This is a genomic window from Anabaena subtropica FACHB-260, from assembly GCF_014697105.1.
Lineage (GTDB): Bacteria > Cyanobacteriota > Cyanobacteriia > Cyanobacteriales > Nostocaceae > Trichormus > Trichormus subtropicus.
In genome coordinates this window covers 24,022-47,905 of sequence record NZ_JACJRF010000041.1, presented here as the reverse complement: position 1 = coordinate 47,905, position 23,884 = coordinate 24,022, and the positions used below count along the sequence as shown (strand labels likewise).

General features: G+C 42.1%; 11 protein-coding genes. 3 read left to right on the top strand and 8 right to left on the bottom strand.

Annotation, left to right across the window (positions count from 1 at the left end; all coding sequences use genetic code 11):
• Nucleotides 1-222: 222 nt before the first annotated feature.
• From H6G18_RS19450 to argJ, 6 genes are all read right to left on the bottom strand, one after another.
• Nucleotides 223-1,068 (bottom strand): DNA/RNA non-specific endonuclease, encoded by an 846-nt coding sequence (locus H6G18_RS19450; protein WP_190408745.1) that lies wholly within the window; start codon nt 1,066-1,068, stop codon nt 223-225.
• A gap of 451 nt (nt 1,069-1,519) precedes the next feature.
• The gene (locus tag H6G18_RS19445; protein WP_190408744.1) at nt 1,520-3,091 is read right to left on the bottom strand and encodes an HlyD family efflux transporter periplasmic adaptor subunit; all 1,572 of its coding nucleotides are present in this window, start codon (nt 3,089-3,091) and stop codon (nt 1,520-1,522) included.
• Nucleotides 3,092-3,152: 61 nt separating this feature from the next.
• Nucleotides 3,153-6,164, bottom strand: coding sequence for a peptidase domain-containing ABC transporter (locus H6G18_RS19440; protein ID WP_190408743.1), 3,012 nt, complete (start codon nt 6,162-6,164; stop codon nt 3,153-3,155).
• Between the two features lie 285 nt (nt 6,165-6,449).
• Nucleotides 6,450-11,927 carry a phytase gene (locus tag H6G18_RS19435; protein ID WP_190408742.1) on the bottom strand — a complete coding sequence of 1,826 codons (5,478 nt, stop codon included), beginning with the start codon at nt 11,925-11,927 and terminating at the stop codon, nt 6,450-6,452.
• Between the two features lie 107 nt (nt 11,928-12,034).
• Nucleotides 12,035-15,214, bottom strand: coding sequence for a 5'-nucleotidase C-terminal domain-containing protein (locus H6G18_RS19430; RefSeq protein WP_190408741.1), 3,180 nt, complete (start codon nt 15,212-15,214; stop codon nt 12,035-12,037).
• A 366-nt stretch (nt 15,215-15,580) separates the two neighbouring features.
• Nucleotides 15,581-16,744 (bottom strand): bifunctional glutamate N-acetyltransferase/amino-acid acetyltransferase ArgJ, encoded by a 1,164-nt coding sequence (argJ, locus tag H6G18_RS19425; protein ID WP_190408740.1) that lies wholly within the window; start codon nt 16,742-16,744, stop codon nt 15,581-15,583.
• 309 nt (nt 16,745-17,053) lie between these two features.
• On the opposite strand from argJ, the gene H6G18_RS19420 reads away from it, so the two are divergent.
• A complete protein-coding gene (locus H6G18_RS19420) occupies nt 17,054-18,520 on the top strand; it encodes an AAA family ATPase (protein WP_190408739.1) in 1,467 nt (488 codons plus the stop codon).
• Nucleotides 18,521-18,552: 32 nt separating this feature from the next.
• Here H6G18_RS19420 and ilvA read toward each other — a convergent pair whose 3' ends face one another.
• Nucleotides 18,553-20,064 carry a threonine ammonia-lyase, biosynthetic gene (gene ilvA, locus H6G18_RS19415; RefSeq protein ID WP_190408738.1) on the bottom strand — a complete coding sequence of 504 codons (1,512 nt, stop codon included), beginning with the start codon at nt 20,062-20,064 and terminating at the stop codon, nt 18,553-18,555.
• 267 nt (nt 20,065-20,331) lie between these two features.
• Between ilvA and H6G18_RS19410 the strand changes: the two genes are divergently transcribed.
• On the top strand, nt 20,332-21,156 hold the full coding sequence (locus H6G18_RS19410; protein ID WP_190408737.1) for a M90 family metallopeptidase: 825 nt from the start codon (nt 20,332-20,334) through the stop codon (nt 21,154-21,156).
• Here the strand turns inward: H6G18_RS19410 and H6G18_RS19405 are convergent.
• Entirely contained in the window at nt 21,153-21,659 is a 507-nt protein-coding gene (locus H6G18_RS19405) for a DUF2335 domain-containing protein (RefSeq protein ID WP_190408736.1), read from the bottom strand. The two genes, H6G18_RS19410 and H6G18_RS19405, sit on opposite strands and share 4 nt — an antisense overlap.
• A gap of 524 nt (nt 21,660-22,183) precedes the next feature.
• Between H6G18_RS19405 and H6G18_RS19400 the strand changes: the two genes are divergently transcribed.
• Complete coding sequence (locus H6G18_RS19400) at nt 22,184-23,884, top strand: putative bifunctional diguanylate cyclase/phosphodiesterase (protein ID WP_190408735.1); 1,701 nt, start codon at nt 22,184-22,186, stop codon at nt 23,882-23,884.

The following is a 23,884-nucleotide window of genomic DNA, read 5'->3' as shown; positions in this document are numbered from 1 at the left end:
ATACAACAACTATTCGAGCAATTAACATTTGAGCAGGTAATGTCTATCTCCTCTTATAACTTTATTTTAGAAGCTCTTTTCTATGCAGCTTCATATTAAATTGGTATAAGGATTTTAGTAGCGACTGTCTTGAACTTAACCGACAAGTATTGGAAACTTAACTAATTAAATCATCAGTCTGTTCGTATTTACAGACTGATGATTTAAGTAAGCTAAATATGCTTACAAATTATCAATTCTCGACTCAATTACACTTTGAGTAGACACAGGAACATTGGAAAGAAAGTTGTATCCAGTTCTAGATTCTAGAGTATCAACAGTAACTCTATAATTTCTCCAACTCGCGTTCCGAACACCTTGTGTATTAGGTATATCTACAGCAATGACTCTAGTGCCAGTACTAACGCTGTTAACACCAGAGTTGACAGCATTTAGGACTACAATCACCTTCCATGTTCTTGCCGGGACAGTTACTCTACCATTGGCAATTGTGGTTCTTGTACCATTAGAACCCGTACCACCAGTACCATAAGAACCCGAAATAATATAGAGTTCTTTACCTTGATTCACCACCAAATCTCTACAATAACTTTCTAAACTTGCCCATACACCCTGATTATTGTCTGGTGCTTGGGGTATGATGTTTGTCATTAAAAAAGTAGCAGAGTTGTTGGCTACTGTGTTGGTTCTATCTGCGGAAGGAGCCATGTGACCACGGTCAAAACCACTACCAGTATAATCCGAAGAAGTGACTCGATAGCAGTCTGAAGGTATGGTGGTATCTGCACGGAAATCATCTTGGCGAGGTGCGCTACCTAACCATGATCTATTTAACTGCCAACTAACCCAATTTGGTGTTCCTCGAAAGCAATTGTAAGAAACTGCATACTGTGGCTTGTTCAACAAACGATTGCTGTAACTACTACCAGCATTACTGGGATTCCCCATCGTTAGATGAACGCTTGAGGTTTGGGCTGTTAGGGGATTTTGCAGATAGCTAAACAGAATTATCGGTATTGCTGGTATGGCAATAAGTAGGATACTTCTGAAGAATTTAGGCTTTTTCATGTTTTACTATTGATTTGTTCAAAGACAGAGATACTTCTCTGCAAGTTATATATGTTGGATTCAATAAGAAGCGGTAAAAAATATATAAACAATGTATTAAGTTTTTATAAAATTTAAATTCACATAAAAATATGATGATTCCTGGTTAAGTGAGTTACAGAAATCATTTTTTTAAACGCGGTGAACCAGCGCTGCGGGAGGGTTTCCCTCTCTTACGAGACGCTTACGCGAACCGCAGGCGACTGGTGAACCCGTTGGCGCAGCCTCTCGTAGAGAAGGGAGGGGCGCGGAGGAAGGCGCAGAGGAAAGGGGAGCGTTACCTGATTTGATTCGTAAAGTGTTCAGTAATTCGGTAAATTAGGAGACTCTTTCTTATAAGCACACATTATGAGTCATAATATTTAGTTTTGTAGAGACGCATTATGACGCATCTCTACGGTGATTAACTGTGTCAACGCACTTCTTTTAAACTATCAATTTGCTTGGTAAACATCTCAGTAAAGAGACTCATGACAGTTCGTTCTTCTCTGACTTTGATATTGGCAGTGATTGACATTCCTGACTGTAAGGAAATTTGTTTATCTTGAATTTGCAAGTATTGTCTGTCTAATTTGACTCTGGCAGGAAACCGATAAAACTTATATATTTCATCTGGTTGTAAAGCATCTGATCCTATATCAATTATTTCGCCTTTGATATCACCAAATTGACTGAAAGGGAAGGATTCAATTCTAACATCTACTTTCATACCTTTCCGTACAAAACCAATATCTTTATTGGTAATGAAAACTTCAGCAATAAAGTTTTCATTTGGTACAATTTGTAGTAATTTTTGAGTAGGATTAGCGACAAATCCAGTATTATTTGCTTGCAAATCAAAAATTGTTCCAGAAGCAGGAGCGCGTAATTCTTGATATTTAAGATTCTGTTGAGCTTGAGATATTTTGCTGTTGATATCTGCTAAATTACGTTCATTTTCTAGAACAATTCTCATAAATTGGCTATCAATTTCTGCAATGCGTTTTTTATTGTCACCAATTCTTTCTAAAATATTTTTATCAGAATTAGCAACTGTGTTAGTTAGCTGCTGTTGACCTCTTTCAATTTCAAATTGCAGGCGCTTTTGCTCTTCAATTAATTGAGCTACTTCTGCTGCTAGATTTTGCACCTGTTGTTGTTGATTGAGATACTGTAACCGAGAAATTCCCCCTTCTTCAGATAATATTTTTAAATTATCTAAAATATTCCTTTGTATACCTAAACTTGCTTGAGTATCTTGCAGCTTAACTGTTGTTTGACTTAGTTGTTTCCGGGTTTTAGAAACTTCTAGTCCTGCTGCTGCTGCACGAGAATCTAATTCTGTTTTGGCAACTTGTAGCTGTTTTTGTTCATCGCTATCTAAGCCTATACCTGTTGTAGAATTATTTAATTGAGTACGTAATAATTCATTTTCTGCAACTAAGACTGCTCGATTTCTTAACAAAAAAGCTGCTTCTTGTGGTAGTTGACTGCGGATAAATTCTAGTTCAGAAGCAACACCAGAAGTTGATCTCATTAAACGGCGATAGGTCTGATTCTCTTGAATTAATGCCAGCCGAATTTTTTCTAATGAATTTAATTGAGCAACAGTGGCAATTGTATCAAAAGTAAGTAACAAATCGCCTTTATTAACGGTTTCTCCATCTCTGACAAAAACCTCTCTCACAACACCACTCACAGGTGCTTGCACTTCTTTAACAGTACCTTCTGGCTTTAATTGACCAGTAGCAGGTACTACCTGTTCAATTTTGGCAAAATATGCCCAAGCAATACCCACGCAGGCTAAACCTATTAGGGTAAGCATAATTGTACGTGACCAAATAGGAGATTGACGAAGAACTACGGATTGCTCAAATTCATTTTGATTAAAGTTAACTAAAGCCTTGCTAGACTCTGGTGAAGCTTGACTCTCAATCTTGAAAGTCTGGTCGTGCTTCCCATTACCATTATTACCGTTAAGGCGATCGCTATTAAGTTGAGTCATAGTAGTTTAATTGTTAAAAAGGGAATGGAGAAAAGAACTCTGGACTAATGACTAATGACAATTACAAATTCACTTCCTGTTGTTGATACAGGTAAGAATAATGACCTTTAGCCGCCATTAATTGTTGGTGACTTCCTTGTTCTATGACTTTCCCTGCATCCATGACGACAATCATGTCTGCATGACTAACGGTGTTGAGTCGGTGGGTGATAAAGAATACTGTGCTACCGCGAAAGGATTTAGCTAAGTTGAGGCAAACTTGTCGTTCTGTGGGATAGTCTAAAGCACTGGTAGCTTCATCTAATACTAATAGTTTCGGTCGTTGGAGAACAGAACGAGCGATCGCAATTCTCTGTCTTTGTCCCCCAGAAAGTCCCGCACCCCGTTCGCCGACACGAGTATTGTAACCGTTGGGTAAGCTCATAATAAACTCGTGGGCGACTGCTACTCGCGCCGCTTCGATGATTTCTTCGGTGCTAGCATCGGGATTTGTCAAAGCAATATTTTCTTGTACTGTTCCGTCAAACAACAGGGTTTCTTGGGGTACAACACCAACTTGGCGACGCAGTGAGTACAGTTCTACTTTGGAAATATCGTAACCATCAATCAAAATTCTGCCGGACTCTACGTCATACAAGCGCAGCAGTAACTTCATCATCGTACTTTTACCAGAACCGCTTTGACCCACGATGCCGATAAATTTCCCAGCCGGGATTTCCAAATTAACGTTGGAAAGTTGTAAAGGGCCACTGGGTGCGAAACGGAAGGAAATATTCTCGTATTTAACAGACCCGTAAATCTCAGGTAAGGGAATATTATAGCGGTCAACTTCGGCTTCTTGGGGTGTATCAACGATATCGCTCAACCGTTCTAGGGATAATGCTGTTTCTTGGAAGCTTTGCCAGAGTTGAGCTAGGCGTAAAATCGGGCTGGTGACATAACCGGAGATAATTCTAAAAGCGATTAATTCCCCTAAAGTTAATTCGCCTTGGAGTACCAGATAAGCACCCACCCACAACACAAGTAAACTACTGAGTTTGTTGAGGAATTGACTTGTAGAGTTAGCGAGTGTTGATGTGATGACAGTTTTAAAACCGGATGCTACATATCGAGCATATCGCTCTTGCCAGGAAAAGCGCGATCGCAGTTCGATATTTTGCGCCTTCACCGTCTGAATCCCAGACATCACCTCAACTAAATAGGATTGAGTTTCTGAGTTGCGTTCGGCTTTGGAACGTAATTGTCTACTGACGGTAGGCGATGCAATTAAGGTGATAACAATAAATATGGGAATCGTCCCTAAACCAACTAGGGTGAGTTGCCAGCTATAAAATAGCATGACAATGATATACACCACTGAGAAAACCGCATCTAATCCTACTGTCAACGCCGTCCCGGTGAGAAACTGACGAATATTTTCTAATTCATTGATACGGGTAGCCAGTTCACCCACAGGTCGCTTTTCAAAGTAACGTAGTGGTAGCCGTAATAGGTGGTCAATAATTTCTGAACCCAAACCCATGTCGATGCGGTTGGTCGTATCGACAAATAAGTAAGTCCTTAATGTGGTGAGGACTGCTTCAAATATTCCCACAGCCAACAACAAAACGCCCAAAACATTCAGCGTACTGATACTGTTCTGGACAATGACTTTATCAATAATTAGCTGAATAACTAGGGGATTGGCTAACGCTGCTAATTGGACAAAGAAGGAAGCAATAAAAACTTCTATGAGAACTCGGCGATGGCGAGATAAGTAGGGGAGAAACCACCGCAAACCGAAACGTTCTTTTGGTGTCTCTTTGGTGGAGGACAGCAGTAATACCCTGATTTGTGGTGGGTAACTGTTTTCGACAATTTCTAAATGCTCAACTATCTGTGCAGGTTTGCAACTTACTATGCCTTGGGATGGTACACCTAAAACTACATTATTAGTATCGGCTGCATATAAAACGGCATAACCATCACCATATTTTACCAATGCTGGGGTAGGAACACGAGTAATAGCCGCCGCAGGTAAATCTACAAGATTGGCTTTGAGTCCGATTAATTCTGATAGATAAGCGCAGGCGGGAAAAGAGATACTACCTTGGCGTTTGATTTGCTCATTTAAAATGCGGCGCACCACTTCTTTGCGGAAGGGAATTTGCAGGTGCTTGGTAAGCATTTGAAAACAAGCAAAGGTAGAATTTAATTCTCCCTTACCCCGGACAAAGGGGAATTTTTGTTTTTGTTTACCGTGGTTAGATGAGGAATCTGACTGGGGAATTTCTTCCTCGGTGGCGTAAGGGATATCTAGAACTTCTGCAATCGCCGATTGGCTATCATGAACAGTAAGTTGTCCAGGTTGACGATAGTCGTTATCTAAGAATAATAAATCTGACGGTGCTAAACCAATCAATCGCGCCGGACTTTCTCCCCTCACCTCAATTACCCGATTACCATCACTGGGTTCTAGGCGAGAACCAATAGGGTAATTCGTGACTGTACCGCCACTAACAAACCAAATACTGTCACTATCTAATTGATGGAGGAAATTTCTTCCAGGTGGAAGGTAATCTATTTTGGCATTTTGTAAAGCTTGTGTAGCCAGTTCATCAAGGTTGTTAATGACATTCGCTTGCTTGGCTAACTGGGAACCCAAAACATCGAAAACTTCTATGATGTAACTTTGGTTTTGGCGTGCATGAGCAAAAGCCGGGTAGGATTCCAACAGACCTAAATAATGTGCGGCATTTAAAGTTAAACCTATCACTTCATCGGTAGAGGCGATCGCAGTTTCACAAGCCACATCCCGCAATAATCCTATCTCACCAATGATTTCCCCTGGTTTCAGTAATTTGATGGTATGGGGGACTTGCGTTTGTGGATCAAATCCCAACAGACGCACTTGTCCTTCATAAATAATTGTTACTCGTTCTGGCGTTCTTTCTTTACCAATGATTTTCTGACCGATACGATAGCGAAATGGCTGTAAATTCTCTAAGAGGTTACCAAGTTCTGCACTTGGTAACTGGTCAAAACCCCCAAGGGTTAAAAGAAATTCTTGAAAAGCGCTTTTAATATAAGTCATGTCTAAATATTTATCTATGGTTAAATAATTTAACTGAGAAATTCACTCTTAATTTTGTACAATTTATCAAATCTTAAATTCAGTGAATATACTTCAAGATTTAGCTATACTAATATTCCTCCATATAAATTAACCAAAATATTTAAGGGTATATACCCGAACTTAAATTATCATGATTTTGATTTCCCAGGATTACTGTAGCTAAAATACTTAACTTTGTGTCGGTGTCTTTGTGCCTCTGTGGTTAAAAAATTATTAACCACAAAGACACACACAGAGTTTTTACTAGGCGACTACACTAACAGAGAAAACAAAATCAGCAGCAGTCAGACTAGTTGAGGTAATTCCTTGTAAAGCAACCAATTCAGTTGTGCCTAGCTTCACCAAAGTATCACCACCTTGCTGTACCAAGCTCAAACCACTAAATTGAGTTACCCCAATTCCCCCCAAACCAATTTTGTCCATACCTACAACAAAATCAGTAATAGTATTCTTGCTAGTAGGTAAACTACCATTAGCAACCCAGAACTGGTCAGCACCAGTACCACCACTCAGACGGTTATTACCACCTTGTCCAGCGAATAGTACATCATCACCATCGCCACCAAACAAAGAGTCATTGACATTGGAGAACAGTAAGTCATCACCTGAACCACCGTAGAGACGGTTATAGCTACCGTTACTCATGAGGGTGTCGTTACCAGAACCACCGAATACTAATTGACGAGAACCTTCAATGATTTGCAGGCTGTCATCCCCGGCTGCACCAAATAGGTTATTAGTCCCGCCTGCTTCCACTACAGTGATTTCATCATCACCATTACCACCATTAACAGTGGTATTGCTAGCAGGGCCATCCACACCGATGAAGACCTGATCATCACTATTTCCAGTAGACACGGAAGCATCACTACCCACAAACACAATATCATCACCGTTGCCAGTGAAAATGGTGTTACTTCCCAGGGAATCTACTGTATCTGCACCATCACCAGTGAATAAGATTTGCCCTGGTTCAGCCGTAATCTCATCATTTGCAGGAGAACCAAATTGAATATCTAATGGCTGGGTGATTGGTAAATTATTTGGCAGTTCTAAAAGAGCCAATCTGCTAGATAGGGGAGCAACTGTGACGCTAATTGTCCCGTCAGGATTGACAGTAGTTCCAGTGACACCGAAATCGTTGTCATTGAGTAGGGCGAGAGTATTCGGTGCAACGAGTGCGAGTCCTTCCAGTTTACCCACGCCAATGTAACCAAGTTGAGCCGCATTCGCAATGAGACTCTTATTGACAGGGTTAATATGAGCGGCTGTTAACTCATCAGGTGTCAGTTGTTCAATGGTTCTGCCAACTGGCAAACTATAGTTAGCGGGATTATTGATATTGGTAGCTCCCGCCAAATCAATCAAGAAGATCAATTTATTAGCGGCGGAGGTTTCATCATCATCACGCTCCACTACCGCAAATCTCCCGTTACCCAAGGAAACAGCATCACCAATTTTGTCAGTATTTGGTAGACCTTCCAAGAGATAGAGATATTCGGCTGTTACCTGTTGACTAACAACGTCAAATTCCAAAATTCTCAGGTTGCGAGAATTGCGAGAAACGGTATCACCACCATTGTCAGGGTTATCAATGGGACTCTGAATAAAGGCGTAGAGTTTGTTACCTTCCAGCGCCACCGCTTCAAATCCCCGATTATTGCGGCGTTGAGCGTAAACTTCGGGTAACACTTCCGTGCCAAAAGTGCCGGCTGGTTGGTCGGGATTGGGTGCAGTTGCAGTTCCTCTGGGGATAAAACGCTCAATTAGTGTACCGTTACTATCAAACTGGTAAATGGCTGGTCGGTACTCATCAACTAACCAGTAATTGCCATTTCTATCAACAACAATCCCTTCCAAATCTGCACCCAAGGGGTCGTTTGGTAAGACTTGATTTTGCAAGTCCACAGGGATTTCATCTGTGTAGGCGGTATTCCTTGCTCCGGCTTGTAGGTTTGGTAGTCCTGTTAATGGTGTGGTTCCGTCTTGACGGAATAACCCTATTCTTTGGGTAACAGCAATCTCACCTGTGTTGCGATTCAGTTCAAAGGCGACTATTTCCGGTTGGAAATCGGGTAAAACAAATGGTCTATTTGCACCGATGTTTTCGCCATTGGGGCCGCGATCGGTGTGGGCGACAAATTTCAAGTTACCATTAGCAGCAATACCTTGGAAGTAAAGCCCAGAGAAACCACCAAGGAGAATTTCTTGACCATCTAAAGCTGTACCTAATGGGGGTAACTCACCAAAATCGTAGATAGTCAGTCTAGCTTGGGGAACGGGATTACGAGGATCGTAACTAGTGGTGTCAATGGCTAGTGGTTGAGAGAAAGCATTGGCGATATTTTCCCAAGGTACTAACTTGAAGTTGGCATTGACGTTTTCATCATCAACAATTGTGGCAGGTAAATTATTGCCATCTTGGGTAACAAACACACCAAAGGGGAAATTGGGGCCTAATGGTAAGTTAATCACATCGGCACCATCCGACTCTTGTACACTGTCGATCGCTCCATTATTACCGACAGCAAAAGTCCCTACATATTCGTTGTTACCCTCTCTGGTGTAAGCAATAAAGGAATTATTACCTTGGCTAGATGCGAGGAGATAGCCTGTACCGTTGCTGCCATAATAAATAGTCAAGCCTTCTACATCGTCAATTAGATAGGAACCACCCAAGTCTCTAATTGTGTCAATGAGTCTACCTGTATTACCACGATTGGGTTCTGCTTCATACTTCCAAATACCCACATTCTCTTGTCCAATATAGAGAAAACCAGTTTCTTGGTCTACTACCATCCCCTCGGTTTGGGGGTCGAGTCCCGCATTTGTAGGGATAGTAAAGTTGCGTACTAGTTGGGTGCCAATTGTGCCATTACCTTGGTCTATTAGCCTTAACTGGGCGATATCTCCGGTTTCGCGGCGATTGACAAAGGCGTAGTAATCGTTAGTGATGGGGCTACGGTATAAAGCTAGACCGTAAGTGCTACTAGAAGATGAGGAATAGGGCGGTGCAAAAGGTGCGCCTTGGAAGACTGTACTAATACTGCTGTCGGTGATATCTTCTAGGTATTGACCGGGGGTGCTGGGGTTGGGGTTGATTTTGAAGATTACTAGTTGATCATTTTGGCGATCGCTGGCTACGGCTATATCGATAGATTCGCCACCCAAGCTAAACCCATATTGTATATCTACGTTGTTGTAGCGGACATCACCAGGGTTAATACTCTGTAACAAGTTTCCTGACAAGTCGTAGACTCGTAAGCCGGCGTTTTTTACGGCGGTGACAACTAAGCTATCGGCTGAGTTTGTCGCATTTACATAAATAGCTGGGTCATCAGCATCAGCATTCTGATCAATTACAGGGATGCTAGGACTATCATTGTCGAGTAGGTCAGGACGAGTTTCGACAATCGGTGCAACTGTGGGAACTACCTCTGCACTCAAGGTCAGGATTTGCGTAAATTGAGTACCGCTAAAGTTGTTATCACTCACTAACACAATCGACTGACGACCATCAGCTAGTCTAGGGCCAAAGGCTAGACCTTCTACGTTATCTAGTCCAGTGGGTAAGTCTAAGTCATTGAGGTTTAAGATCAGGCGCTTTTGGGCTGGTTCGATAGCGGCTAATTGTTCGGGACTCAGGCTGTTGAGTGAGTCGATAGTACTGATATCTGTTGCACCTTGGAGGGTGATTTCATACAGTTTGATGGTGTTACCTGTACCGGATAATCCAGCAGAAAAGGAACGTTCCAAGGCCAGTAATGTCCCTCGGTTATCAATCGCCAGTAATTCTACCAACCCATTGGTATTAAATCCACCTACTGGGTTAGGAGCCTCAGCCACAGGGTCGGTGATGTACAAATATTCTTTTTCTGGCTGACCACTGATGAGGTTGTATTGGAGGATGCGAGAAGGAGTACCAGCACTAACAGAAGCCACTGCACCATCTTGAAGTAGAGCGTTTTCGGTAGCTGTGTAGAGGGTTCGTTGGTCCGGGGTGATGGTGAGACTTTCAAAGGCGAGGTTATTCCGTACCCCTGAGATTTGCGTATCACCCGCATCCACAATCCCGTTATTGTTGGTGTCTTCTACAACTGGTAAAAACTTAGTAGGCACAAGGAGCGATCGCACTTGTTCCCCTGTTGTTAAGGAAAACTCTCTAATAAAGGGGTCACCCACACGACCAGCACCAGGATTCGCTTCACCTTCGGAGGAAATAAACACCGTCCCATTATTAGTTAAAGCAATACCTTCTGGGTCAAGGCTGAATAAAGGAAAAGTATTACCATCACTATCTTTGAGGGTGACTACATCCGTAAATGTCACCTCTCCATTATTTGTGAATGTATAAAAACGGGCAGGTGCAAATTGCGAGCGATCGTCTGATATGGCATAGTAGCGATCGTTATCTGCATTATATGCGACACCAGATAAACCACCTAGTGGAGCTGATTCTCCATTCACTGTGCCAGCCGCACCAGTAGGTATAAAGCCAGTGGGAAGGATTGTTTGTCCCTGAAAATCTACTTCAATGATCGTTTTCCCTGGTTCAGTTGCTCCCACTTGCACGTCTACGAACACTAAACGATGGTCAGAACTGGGGAAAGGAAAAGTCCCTACTGGCGCAAATGCCTGGTCAGTGTCTACAGGCCAAAAAACTTCGGAGTTGACGATTTGCAAGTCACTGGAGGGTAGGACATAATCTGCCCGCAAGTTACCCGAACTATTATCATTAAAATCGGCAGTATCAAAAGCAGGATTGCCCGAATGGTTAATATTTGCCCCACCTTGCAAGGCTGACTGTTGCGCTCCCCCCGGACTGCTGGGAACAGAATTAGTATTGATACCAGGATTTTGTAACAGTTGGAGAATCGCGTTATCAAAGCTATCACCATCGTAGGGATCAGCATTTTGATCACCCATAATTACAAAACTGGAACCAGCATTTAGACCCCCTGTTCTGCCTTGGTCATCATATATATAACCACCCTCACCAGGGGTAACATAATCTGCCCAAAAACGAATTTCATCATGGTTGCGTTTGCCGTTGCGGTCTTCTGCACCATCGAAAACTGGGGGTGTGGGGTGGCTAACTAGGACATGAATGGTTTGTCCATTCACTAAGATGGGTACATCCCAGTGACTTTTAGAAGAAAGCCGTAAAATTTCTTGTTCTTCTGGTGAATACCAAGGTGTATCAGCACCAGGAGTTTGAATAGTGGGTAACAAAGAATCTGGCATATCCTTCCACAAGAAATTCTGGAAGGTGCGGACATTGGCGGTATCAATTGGGTATTTAGATAAAAGCACCATCCCGAATTGACCAGGAAAATTCCCAAAACCAAAAGCATCATCACCATATCCTGGTGTGCCTGGGGTAGTGACTGCTACACCGTTATTATTTAAATCAAATCCAGAAGCAATACCCGTGTTGGAGGGAGCAATATAAATGTAGGGATAATTAACCGGGTTTGCACCGTTTTGGCTAACGCCTAGATAATTTTCTAGAAGGAATTGGACTGGCTCTAAGGGATTGCCTTCAACATAATCAAATTCATTGATTAACAGCACATCTGGGTTATTGCGCTGGATAATTTCCGCTACAGCTTTTGCTTGGGCATTATTAGGTGTTGCAAGATCACTGACAAGCTGACCTTCGGCGTTGCGGTTGAGAGAAGCATTGAACTGAGAAAAGCGGACTGTTTGATTAGTTGGCATAGGATTATGTATGTTTTGGGAATCAGAGATGAAGGGGCGCAGAAGGCATGGGAGCAGAGAGCGAGAAACTTAGAGAATGTCCCTCCTCTCTGCCCAATTCCTGCGCCTTATGGAATGCTCAAATTGACGCGAACAATCACGTCGTTATAGTCAAAGTCACCTCCATTGGGTAAATCTTCAAAACCGAAGGTGTTGTCTCCCAGGAGGCGGATGTGGTCTATTTGATTGGGGTTGGCTCCTAAGAAGGGAAAATAAACTTGGTTGGTTTGCCCACTGAGAACTCGATCTACCGTGCTGTTACTGATGATGAATGGCGCATAAATCCCTCCGCCGGCTAACTGTGATGCAAAGTTGGCAGTACCTTGGTTGGGAACTGCTAAGTTGATATCTGGAACCCTGCTTCTAACTGCTGCTTGAGCATAACCAGTTTGTCCTGGCAGCAAATCAGCATTACCATCACCGTTAGTATCAATGCCACCATCAACATCAATAACTCGATAGAAACCTACAATATTGTTGAAGGCAGCTTCCCGATTGACGATAAATTCTGCCCCTATCTGTTGACCTGTGAAACCACGTAAGTCTATTAGTTCTCTTTGTTCTTGCCCTTGTAGTCTAGTTCCGGGGGTTTCGGTGGCGGTGGTTCTTTCAACGGTGACTATGAGGTTATTGAAAGTTTGGTTATTTTGCTGGTTTCTCCAGGCAATTTGGTAGCGATCGCCTCCCAAATCGGCAACCTGCGCAGCATTATTATTTGCTGTACCAAATAATACGTTGGCATTTCTACCAGCTAACACCGCATCAGTTGTACTATTTTCTACCAAATAAAAGACTACACGAGAGCCATTATTTAACCCTGACAAGATGCGCGAACGTTGCAAGGGGTCGTAACCTTGGGGGTTATTGGCAATGGCAGAAAATATGACTTGTCCTCGACTCAAGGCAGCTTGCACATAGCCTTGGCTACCCGGTGTAATGCCGTTGATGGTGTTTTGTTCATCGTCAACGACAAAAAAGCCGATTTCGTTCACGCCTGTGCTGTTGACTCCTGAGAGGCTGACACGCAGGTTGGTGTTGGCGGCTACTGTCAAACTATTGTCAGTGTTAAGGCCAGTTTCACCTGCACCGAGGTTGATAATCCGGGGACTGTCAGGACGGAAACCGCGATCGCTTATTTGGTAAGGTGTCTCTCCATAGGTCGCCTGCATATATTCAGCAAGGGCATCTTGCTCTGTACCTGCGGCGGCAAATGTAAAGTTTCCTGGTGCTAAAGCAACTGGCGCATCAATCACACCATTACCATTGACATCAGCCGTTTCCCCCCGTAAGTCTACCCGATTAGCCAGGGTGGGGTTATCTAACACAAAGCGGGGGAATGGATAGCTGTCACCACCTAAGCCCGGTGTAGTTGAAGAAATGGCAGTTCCCGCGAGGAAGTTCAATGTCACCATGCGGAAGGTGCGGTTGGCATCACCAATTAATCGACCATCCTGCACCAACACATCACGGGGAGTACCATCTTCATTGAGTACGGTTAAACTGCGGATGCGATCGCCTTGTCGGGTAATATTACCGTTATTATCAAAAGCGATCGCATTCCTGGTTGCATCAAAACTAAAATTAATCCCTGCTACTTGCGGAAACTGCCCTGGTGTGCGTCCTGGTGCTGTGGCTGCTACTCCATGTTCTAGTAACCACTTGAGTTGCTGGGCTGTGACTGTAATTAAGGTCAAACTATTGTTAAACCTGAGGGAATTTTCTATATCTAATTGGGAAATATCGCCTTCTTGCTTATCTGGTGCTAAAGCACTAGGTTGAGTAGGTAATCGACGAGTGCCAGAAGCATCAACCGCACCTCCTGAACCGTCAATCGCACCAATGTTATCTCGAATCCCGCCACCATTTTTCAGGGAAATGACTACTGTCGGATCAACTTGTCGAGCTTGCCACAAGTTAGCATCAGCAGTTAAACTGCCAAAGTTGGTTTCCTGTGTCCGTACATCGTTGCGAGTGCCGTTAAGAAAGACAGTTGAACTACCAACAATCAAGTTGTCTTTACTACCAATCACATTACGAATACCATCGGTAATCGCTACTATGTTTTGATGTTGTGTATTTGCCGTAGCATTGGTAAAAGTAGTAATGTCACCTGCTGGATCAAAATTACTTACACCATAAACCCGATCTACACCTACTTGGTCTGTGGCATAAGCACCGTTGATATTAGGATCTAAAGTGTTAGTCTGGATGATACCAGCATCATCGAATGTAGCTACTAAGCGCCCGACGTACTGATAATTAGCTTCTGTATTCACTACTAATACAGGCTGATTGCTGGCAGAATTTCTAATTAGGGGATAAACACTCCCTGAAGTATCACCTGCACGTAAGGAATCATTGCCATCAGCTAATAAAGTGTGGGAACCACCGGCAACAATTACATCAACATCTCTTAAACGAGGGGCTAGTTGATTAGCTTCAATATCTAACTGCTGCATATGCGCCAGCAGAACTACCTTGTTAATCCCCGTCCCCGTCAATATATCAACTTGTCCTTGAATTGCTCCCGCCAAAGCGTCATAGTCAACAGGATTGCTGGGGGAAACACCTACACGCCCAGGACTAGAAATTGTCGGTAACAATGGTGTAGTTGCACCCACAATCCCGATACGCTCATCATCTGCATTACCCAATATCCCGTCAGCACCAGGTAGAGTAATCACTGTACTTCTAGCTATTCGCCGAGGGATGGTACTAGCTTCAGCAGTATCTTGATTAGTAGCTAAATCTGATGCACCAATACCACCATCAGGATTTGTCGCACCAGCAATTTCCGGTGTAAAGTCTAAGTTCGCACTCAGGTAAGGAAAGTTAGTCCCTGGATTCCCAGCACCACTACGGAGAATATCACGGACTTGTCTTACACCCAAGTCAAACTCGTGGTTTCCCAAAACTGAAGCTTGAATACCCAAAGCGTTGAGAATCCCAATGTCACCCCTACCAATCACAGGGGCGGTGGAACTTCCTAAACCTCCTACACCATTAAGGCTGGTGTCACTGGAAGCATTTAAAAATACCCCAGGAATATAGTTATCCCCAGAAGATAGAGTTAAAGTATTAGCTAATACATTAGATGGAACTCCAAACGTATCTACATCGGTATTAGTTCGTAGACGGTTCAGCACGGCTGAAAATCGAACAGCATCAGAAGTCTGAGGACTAGTACCGGCAGCATTGATGCCACCTTCAAAGTCAGAAGCGTGGAGAATCTGGAGAGTAAATGTCATTATTCTGGATAGTTAAACAACATTAACAGCAAAATTTACCGCAGGGGATAACTGCGGTGAGCTATGATAATGCCACTGAAAATCAGGATATACACCATGATTTTGTGACATAGCTTAATTCGTATTAATTCGGTTGTACAAAAATCAAACTATCCTGGCTAGATTAAGAAACTCCTAGCAAAAGGTTAAAAAACAGATTCTTACCGAGATATAGCAATACTATTTGATTTGTAAACCAAAAGATTTATGACTAGTTCAGAAAATAAAGGTTCTCAGGGCTACCCTACGGGAACGCTATGCGAATAGCCCTTTAAAACCCAGTAAATGAGCGATAAATCGCTCACTACAAACAAGACTTTATTTCTCCTAAGTGGAGTACTTACCATTAATTTCTACATAACCTTCTGTGAGGTCGCAACCCCATACAGTTGCAACTGCTGCGCCAATGTTGAGGCTAACGTGAATATCGACTTTCTCTTGGGACATAATTTGTTTTAACTTTTCCAAGTTCTCCGATTGGAAGGTATTCGGATATACTTGCACCTCATCAAACCTAATTACCACCTGATCTGGATTAATATCACGCTCGTCTTCACACTTACCTATCGCCATCGCTACTCTTCCCCAATTGGGATCTGCACCGTACACAGCAGTCTTCACTAGTGGGGAATTGACAATGGCTTTGGCTACTCGTTTAGCTTGGGTATAGTTAGCGGCTGAGTCTACTGTCACCTCAATTACCTTAGTCGCACCTTCGCCATCACGGGCAATCTTTAACACTAAATCATGGGCGATTTCTTGCAATGCACTAGCGAATTCGGCTTCGGGAACTTCACCTGCTAAACCATTTGCCAAAATCACAGCACTGTCACTAGTAGAAGTATCAGTGTCTATACTTAAACAGTTAAATGTTTTATTTATAGTAGAACGAAAAATTTCCCGCAGTTTATTTGCAGGAATTGCGGCATCGGTAAAAAAGAAAGCTAACATTGTCGCCATATTCGGCTCAATCATACCTACACCTTTAGCAATACCTACCACCTTGGCATTACCAACTTGCCGCGCAGCTATTTTAGGTACAGTGTCAGTGGTCATAATACCCCGTGCAGCTAAATCAAAATCAGCAGCCGTCAATTTTTGACCCATACCTAACAAGCCGGTGCGAATTTTTTCTATCGGGTAACGTCTACCAATTACCCCGGTGGAAGCGATCGCCAGATTTTCACCTGCAATCCCAGTTTCTTGCGCCACCAGTTGTATAATTTCTTGAGCATCAGCAAGACCAACAGCACCATTCGCCACGTTGGCATTTTTGGAAATCACAATAATCCCTTGCACCTGACTATCTTGTAAATTTTGACGACTAATAGTCACACTAGGGCCAGCGAAAAGGCTTTGAGTAAAAACGCCATCAGCAACACAGGGTACATCCGATTGCAAAAATACAAAATCTTCGGTAGTATCGCGGATACCCAAATTAGTAATAAATGTACTAAATCCTTGAGGTGTGGAAGATGCAGTTAGTGACATTTTTATCTGTGAAGAGTAGGGAGTAATGAGTGTTGAGTAAATAATACCAGCCCAATTCCCCGTTCTCAGTCTTCCTTGAATGTTGGATTTGTCTTAGTGTAGCGGATGCAACAGAATATTTTAAATTTTAGATTTTTCAGTCCCCAATCCCTAATTTTTCTGAAAAAAGAAAATTTGCAATAGAGGCTCAACCCCTTACGATAGATAATTTGCCGCACTTTTATTAGAGAAAAAGACTGATTAGCCGTGTTTAGAATGAAATAGCTAGCAGCTGATTCTACACACACCAGAGAGCTACAGAGGAACGCAATGCTAATTTTTGAGGAGCATTTTCAAGACAATCGCTGTAGCTGGGTAACACGGGAGAGCGACGAATGCAGCCTTTGCATGGAAGTGAGTCATTATGTATTTGACCATAAACGTGCAGGTGATACATATTGGCTATCGTGGAACTCAGCCGAGTTTTTTTATGAGAGAACCAATTTTCATATTCATATAGTGCTAGAAAAAGCTGCTGGTGTGGATGATCATGGTTATGGTTTTGTGTGGGGACTGTCAGATGTTAGCAATTTCTTTGAATTCCTGATTTCTGGAAATGGTCACTATCGCATCACTGAAATCAAAGATGGTAGCTTTATTAATTACACAGATTGGAAACGATGCGATCGCATTCACCGCAGTGACTCGGTGAATCTATTGGAAATTATACGCGTCGGAAATTTCGTGGAGTTCTATATCAACAGCACTCTGGTAGACAAGTTCCCCGCCGATAAGTTAATGGATGTATCAGGGAAAAATTTTGGTTTTGTGATTCATGACAAAATCAAAATGAAAGTCCATAGCTTGATTGTCAGCGCTCCTGATACAGAAAAGGACTCAGTTGAGAGTAATAACGATATTCATAATTCCAAACCGGAAACCAGAGCCTCCTTCGTTGAGCATGATCCCCCAGACAAGGATACCCTAGAGGCAGTATTTGCAGATTTAAAAGCATTGGTAGGACATGAGCAAACTAAGCATCAACTTTTTTCCTTAGCCAACTACCTGAAAGTACAAACCGAACGGCGACAGCGAGGATTAAAAATAGTAGACACTTCACTACACCTCATGCTTTACGGCCCCCCAGGTACAGGTAAAACAACCATCGCCCGCTTAGTGGGACGTTTATATAAACAATTGGGATTCTTCCCACGGGGACACGTTGTAGAAACCGATCGCGCTGGTATCATTGGTGGTTATATTGGACAAACTGCCCTGCGAATGGAAAGTGCCGTACAGCAATCCATTGGTGGTGTATTGTTCATTGATGAAGCTCATGCTTTAGCACCCGAAGATACGCCTAATGACTTTGGTAAAGAAGCATTGCAGATATTAATTAAACGGATGGAAGATTTTCGCGATCGCATGGCGGTAGTCGTCGCCGGCTACACTGATGAAATGGATCGTTTGTTAGAGTTAAATCCTGGATTCAAATCACGTTTGAATCGGTTATTTTATCTGGATCACTACACTCCTAATGAGCTGTTATTAATTTTCAAGAAGTTCTGCCAAGACAGTGGTTATATTTTAGATCCCTCAGCCATTATTGTATTGCAAGCCACCTTTGAAGTTGCCTACGCCACACGTGACAAGAGTTTTGGTAATGGACGCTTTGCCAGGGCGTTATTTGAACGCAGCATTGAACAACAAGCAAATCGCATCGTTACTCATTTACAAGAGTTAGATGATTACCAAATTAACTTGATTATTGCTGAAGATTTATCCTGTATGTACTGACTGGGGACTGGGGACTTGAAATTAATCCCCTCTCATCCCAAAAACAACTTATATGCTGGGTTCTGGCTTTCATCCCAATACTGGTAGCCAAGGGAATCGAGAAATGCTTGCCATTCCTCCATTTCTTGGGGAGGGACTTGCATTCCTACAACAATGCGTCCGTAATCTGAGCCGTTGTTGCGGTAGTGGAACATACTAATATTCCAGTTGGGACTCATAGAGGCGACAAACTTCATCAATGCCCCAGGACGTTCGGGAAATTCAAAACGGTAGAGTAATTCATTATGGGCTAGGGGAGAGTGTCCACCAACCATGTGGCGTAAATGTAGTTTTGTCAGTTCATCATCTGTTAAATCCAGGGTTTGAAAACCGCATTCTTCAAATGTCTGCACTATTTTGGCTTTATCAGTGCGGTTTTGAATCTGCATACCAATGAAAATGTGGGCAATTTTCTCATCAGCGATGCGGTAGTTAAACTCTGTCAAATTGCGTCTACCAATACATTCGCAAAACTTCCGCAGACTACCCGACGCTTCAGGAATGGTGACTGCAAATATAGCTTCCCGGCGTTCACCAAATTCTGCCCGTTCCGCCACAAAACGCAACCGATCAAAATTCATATTTGCACCGCAGGCAACAGCAACTAAGGTTTGTCCTTGGATTTGTTCACGTTCTACATAGGCTTTAGCACCGGCGATCGCCAACGCCCCTGCCGGTTCTAAAATAGAACGGGTATCTTCAAATACATCCTTAATGGCTGCACAAGTATCATCTGTATCCACCAAAATAATTTCGTCTACATATTCCTGACACAGGCGAAAAGTCTCCTCTCCCACTTCCCTGACTGCTACACCGTCAGCAAATAAACCCACCTGTGACAACCGCACCCGATACCCAGCCTTCAACGATTGGTTCATCGCATCAGCATCAACAGGCTCAACCCCAATAATCTTAATTTCTGGACGCAAGCGTTTCACATAAGCTGCAATTCCAGAAATCAAACCCCCACCGCCAATAGCAACAAAAATTGCATGAATTGGTTGCTGGTATTGGCGGAGAATTTCCATGCCAATAGTTCCCTGTCCAGCAATCACATGAGGATCATCAAAGGGGTGAATAAATGTTAAACCCTTCTCTGCCTCCAATTGCCGCGCGTAGGCATAGGCATCATCATAAGTATCCCCATGCAATACCACCTCTCCACCTCTTGCCTTAACTGCATCTACCTTCACTTGGGGAGTAGTCACGGGCATGACAATAATTGCCCTCGTTCCTAGCTGTTTTGCCCCCAATGCCACACCTTGGGCATGATTCCCTGCCGATGCTGCAATTACACCCTGTGCCAGTAAATCAGGGGTTAGATTCACCATCTTGTTGTAAGCACCCCGCAGTTTAAAAGAAAACACAGACTGCATATCCTCGCGCTTCAACAGGAGTTTATTATTCAGTCTGGTAGAAAGATTCGAGGCATACTCCAGAGGTGATTCCTGGGCAACATCGTACACACGAGCAGTCAGAATTTGTACTAAGTAGTCGCAAAACATGGGGTAGATGGAATGAGCAAGGGCTGGATAAAGACTAATTTTACGTTAAGTTTGTCCCCATACTTTGGTGGTTATTGGCGATCGCTAACAAATCACTCGTAAGCAGTCATCACAAACTGCCTTTTTCTCCTTGTGTCTCTGTGGTTCAATATTTTTACGTCAACTACTCAAAACACGAAAAAAGGTTCTTCCTGCCCTCCCCACTTGCTATTTTCAAAATTTGATTAAGCTGAAGATACAAAGTAAAAAGACTTCTCAGCGTGCCAAATGCTTAAATCAACAATTATTTTTCTAATTATTGGGCTGATCATTGCGCTAATTTTGCTCAGTCCCCTGCTGATAAGAAAACGCAGATACCTTATTAAACAACGTCCATTCCCCCCACTTTGGAATGCCATTATAGAAAATAATTTACCTATTTATCTGCGCCTTTCCCCTGACGAACGCCGACGACTGCAAGGGCATATTCAAGTTTTTTTAGTAGAGAAACAATTTATTGGCTGTAGAGGCTTGCAGGTAACAGAAGAAATGAAATTGACAATTGCAGCTATAGCCTGTTTACTCTTACTCAATGAGCGAGGACAGTACTTTCCTAAACTGCGTTCAATTTTAATTTATCCCAGAACTTATTTTGTAACTCAAACCGTCGCTGTTGATAATTATATTGTAGAAGAAAGACGTGATGCCAGGTTAGGAGAATCATGGACTAAAGACCAAGTTATATTATCTTGGGAACAGGTAAAATATGATATTGACAACTGGAGAGATGGACGTAACGTTGTCTTACATGAATTTGCTCACCAATTAGATCAAGAAGATGGTCAAGCTGAAGGTGTACCTATTTTGCATAGAAAGTCAGATTATACTATTTGGTCGAAGGTGATGACCGCAGAATATAAACAACTTTGCAATGATATTCAGCAAGAAAGAGAAACTGTAATTGATAGCTACGGTGCAACTAATCCCGCAGAATTTTTTGCTGTGGCAACCGAAACATTCTTTGAAAAACCGCAGAAATTAATGGATAAACATCAGACACTTTATAAGTTGATGCAAGTATATTATCAGATAGACTCTATCTTATGGGTTTAAATCTTATCTGCCGAATTGGTATTTGGTAGTTCTGATTGATAGTTGTTTTTTTGCTGCTTCTTATGAACAAATAAGAAAATAAACGCTAAACAAATTAATCCTGTTGAACTGATAAAACTACCAGCTAGAGGAGACTTGCAAATTGCTATAATTGAACCAGATATAATTGATATCACCCCAATAGAAAATCCGAAAATTTGTTCTAATTGCCTTTCATTACTTTTTTGTTTCATATCTAATATTTGAGTATCTATCAGCTTTTCTCGCATTTTATGCTTGTGTTCTTGCTCTCTTTCAACCATAGAAATAATCCGGTCGGATGTATTGGGATGGATAGTGTTATATTGCTGAAGAACCATCGGTGGTGGAAGTTTACCCATAAATTCAATGCTAGCTTCGATACAGTGACTAAGTTCTACATTTATTTGTTTCAAATCGCTATCATGAGCTTGAGCCTCGACATTAGTATTTTCAGTTTTTTTGTCGGAATTTGATTCATTCATTTTCTAATGAATATTCTTATATATGTAAATAGGTAAAAACAAATCAACTCAAGCTAACTAATATAAAAATCTTTAATATTAATATTAAATTGTCCTCAGAGCTTTACTTGTCATTCTAGGGCTAAAGCAATTCCTACAGCGATCGCTCCTATTAATCCTACCCCTTCACTTCATCTCTAATCTATAGCAGGTTTCGCTTAGATCACACAAGTATGATGATATGACGATCTGCCGTAAGTGATTATATCCAGTCAGGCGGAGACGATTACATTTATAACATTTTTATTTAAAAATATTACTATTTTTTATATATTTATCAGTAAAAACACTAGAATTATAATTTTCGATAAATTCCCCAACTCTAATATTTACAGAAACTATAAATAAATATCTATACATTTGATCGTTATTTAGGGCAGCATAATAAATAACATCATATTGGTTTGTTTTCACTGGCTGGTGAATCAGAATAACCAAGACACCTAAGCAACAATTTGCCAATCTTCAAACGCCACAAAGGATCTATGCAATTGAATCAAAAGCTCTATTTATACTCAGCCCTAGATAATTTTAAATTGCTCAACAAAAGTTACACCGCCAAAATCATGTCAGTGGCGTTTTTAGGTACTCACATCCCGCTTTTGACTTTATTATTCAGTTTCGTCATCTCCAATTCCTATTCTTGGGAGATGACAATTCGAGTTCTGGTTATTGCTTTATTAGCTACCTTAATTGGTACAGCCGCTACCCTCTATGCACTTCACCATTTGCTCCTTCCAGTCAACTTGACATCTGCCACACTCCGAGACTATCTCAATAATAAAGCCTTACCTAGTCTGCCTACAGAATTTGTTGATGAAGCCGGAACGCTAATGGCAGATACATCACAAACTCTCCGCAAATTAGACGAGTTGATTGACTATATCAGCAATTATGACGAACTCACTGGCTTGCCCAATCGGGACTTATTGCGAGAACGTGTTAATCAGATTATGTCTCAATCGCAGCACAGCCAAAAAATGGTAGCTGTAATGGTGTTGGGGATTGATGATTTTACTGGGGTGAGTCATGCACTAGAACATGAGCAATCAAATTTACTATTAAGAGCAGTAGCCCAGCGCTTGACAAGTTGCCTAGCCCAGGCAGATATTTTAGCTCATATGAGTGGAGATGAATTTGCGATCGCTCGCATAGAAATTCCTTCGATTGAAAGTATCGTTAACCTTTCTCAAATGCTGCTGAGTATTATAAATAAACCATTTACTATCCAAGGCAACCAGATTCACATCACAGCTAGCATCGGCATCACAATTAATGAACCAGATAATCTTCACGATATAGATCAGTTATTGCAGCAAGCTCATATAGCCTTGTATCAAGCTAAACAACAGGGAAGGAGCCAACACCAGTTTTATTCGCCAGAGATTAACGCTCAACTACAAGAACGATTGGTGTTAGAGAATGAACTGCGTGGGGCCTTAGAACGAAATGAAATCATCGTTTATTATCAACCCATTATTGATTTGTACACTGGACAAATAACAGCCGTTGAAGCGTTGGTACGCTGGCAACATCCCACACGGGGTTTAGTATCTCCTGCCAAGTTTATTCCCATCGCCGAAGCCAACGGATCGATTGTGGAAATTGGCGAATGGGTGTTGCGAACTGCTTGTCTGCAAAATCGTGCTTGGCAACTGGCTGGACTTCCACCAATACGGATGTCGGTAAATCTATCAGCTAGACAATTTGAACAATCAAATCTGGTAGAACTTGTCAGTCAAATTATGCAAGAGAGTGGTTTGCATCCATCTTATCTGGAACTGGAGGTCACTGAAAGTTCTTTAATGACAGATGTTCAGCGTTCTGTAAACATCTTGAAACAATTACAAGAGTTAGGCGTATGGTTAGCTTTAGATGACTTCGGTACTGGTTATTCTTCTCTCAACTATCTGAAGCGCTTTCCTGTAAATATGCTAAAAATTGATCGGTCATTTGTGCAGGATGTAGTCTCTAATCCCGATAGTGCTGCTGTGACTAATGCCATTATTGCCTTAGCCAAAAGCCTGCAATTGAAGATCACCGCCGAGGGGATAGAAACCCAACAACAACTTAATTATCTACAAAAGCGGGGATGTCATGAAGGTCAGGGATATTACTTTGGTATCCCTGCACCTGCCAACAAGATAAGGGAACTAATGCAAGAAAAAGAGGCGATCGCTGTATAA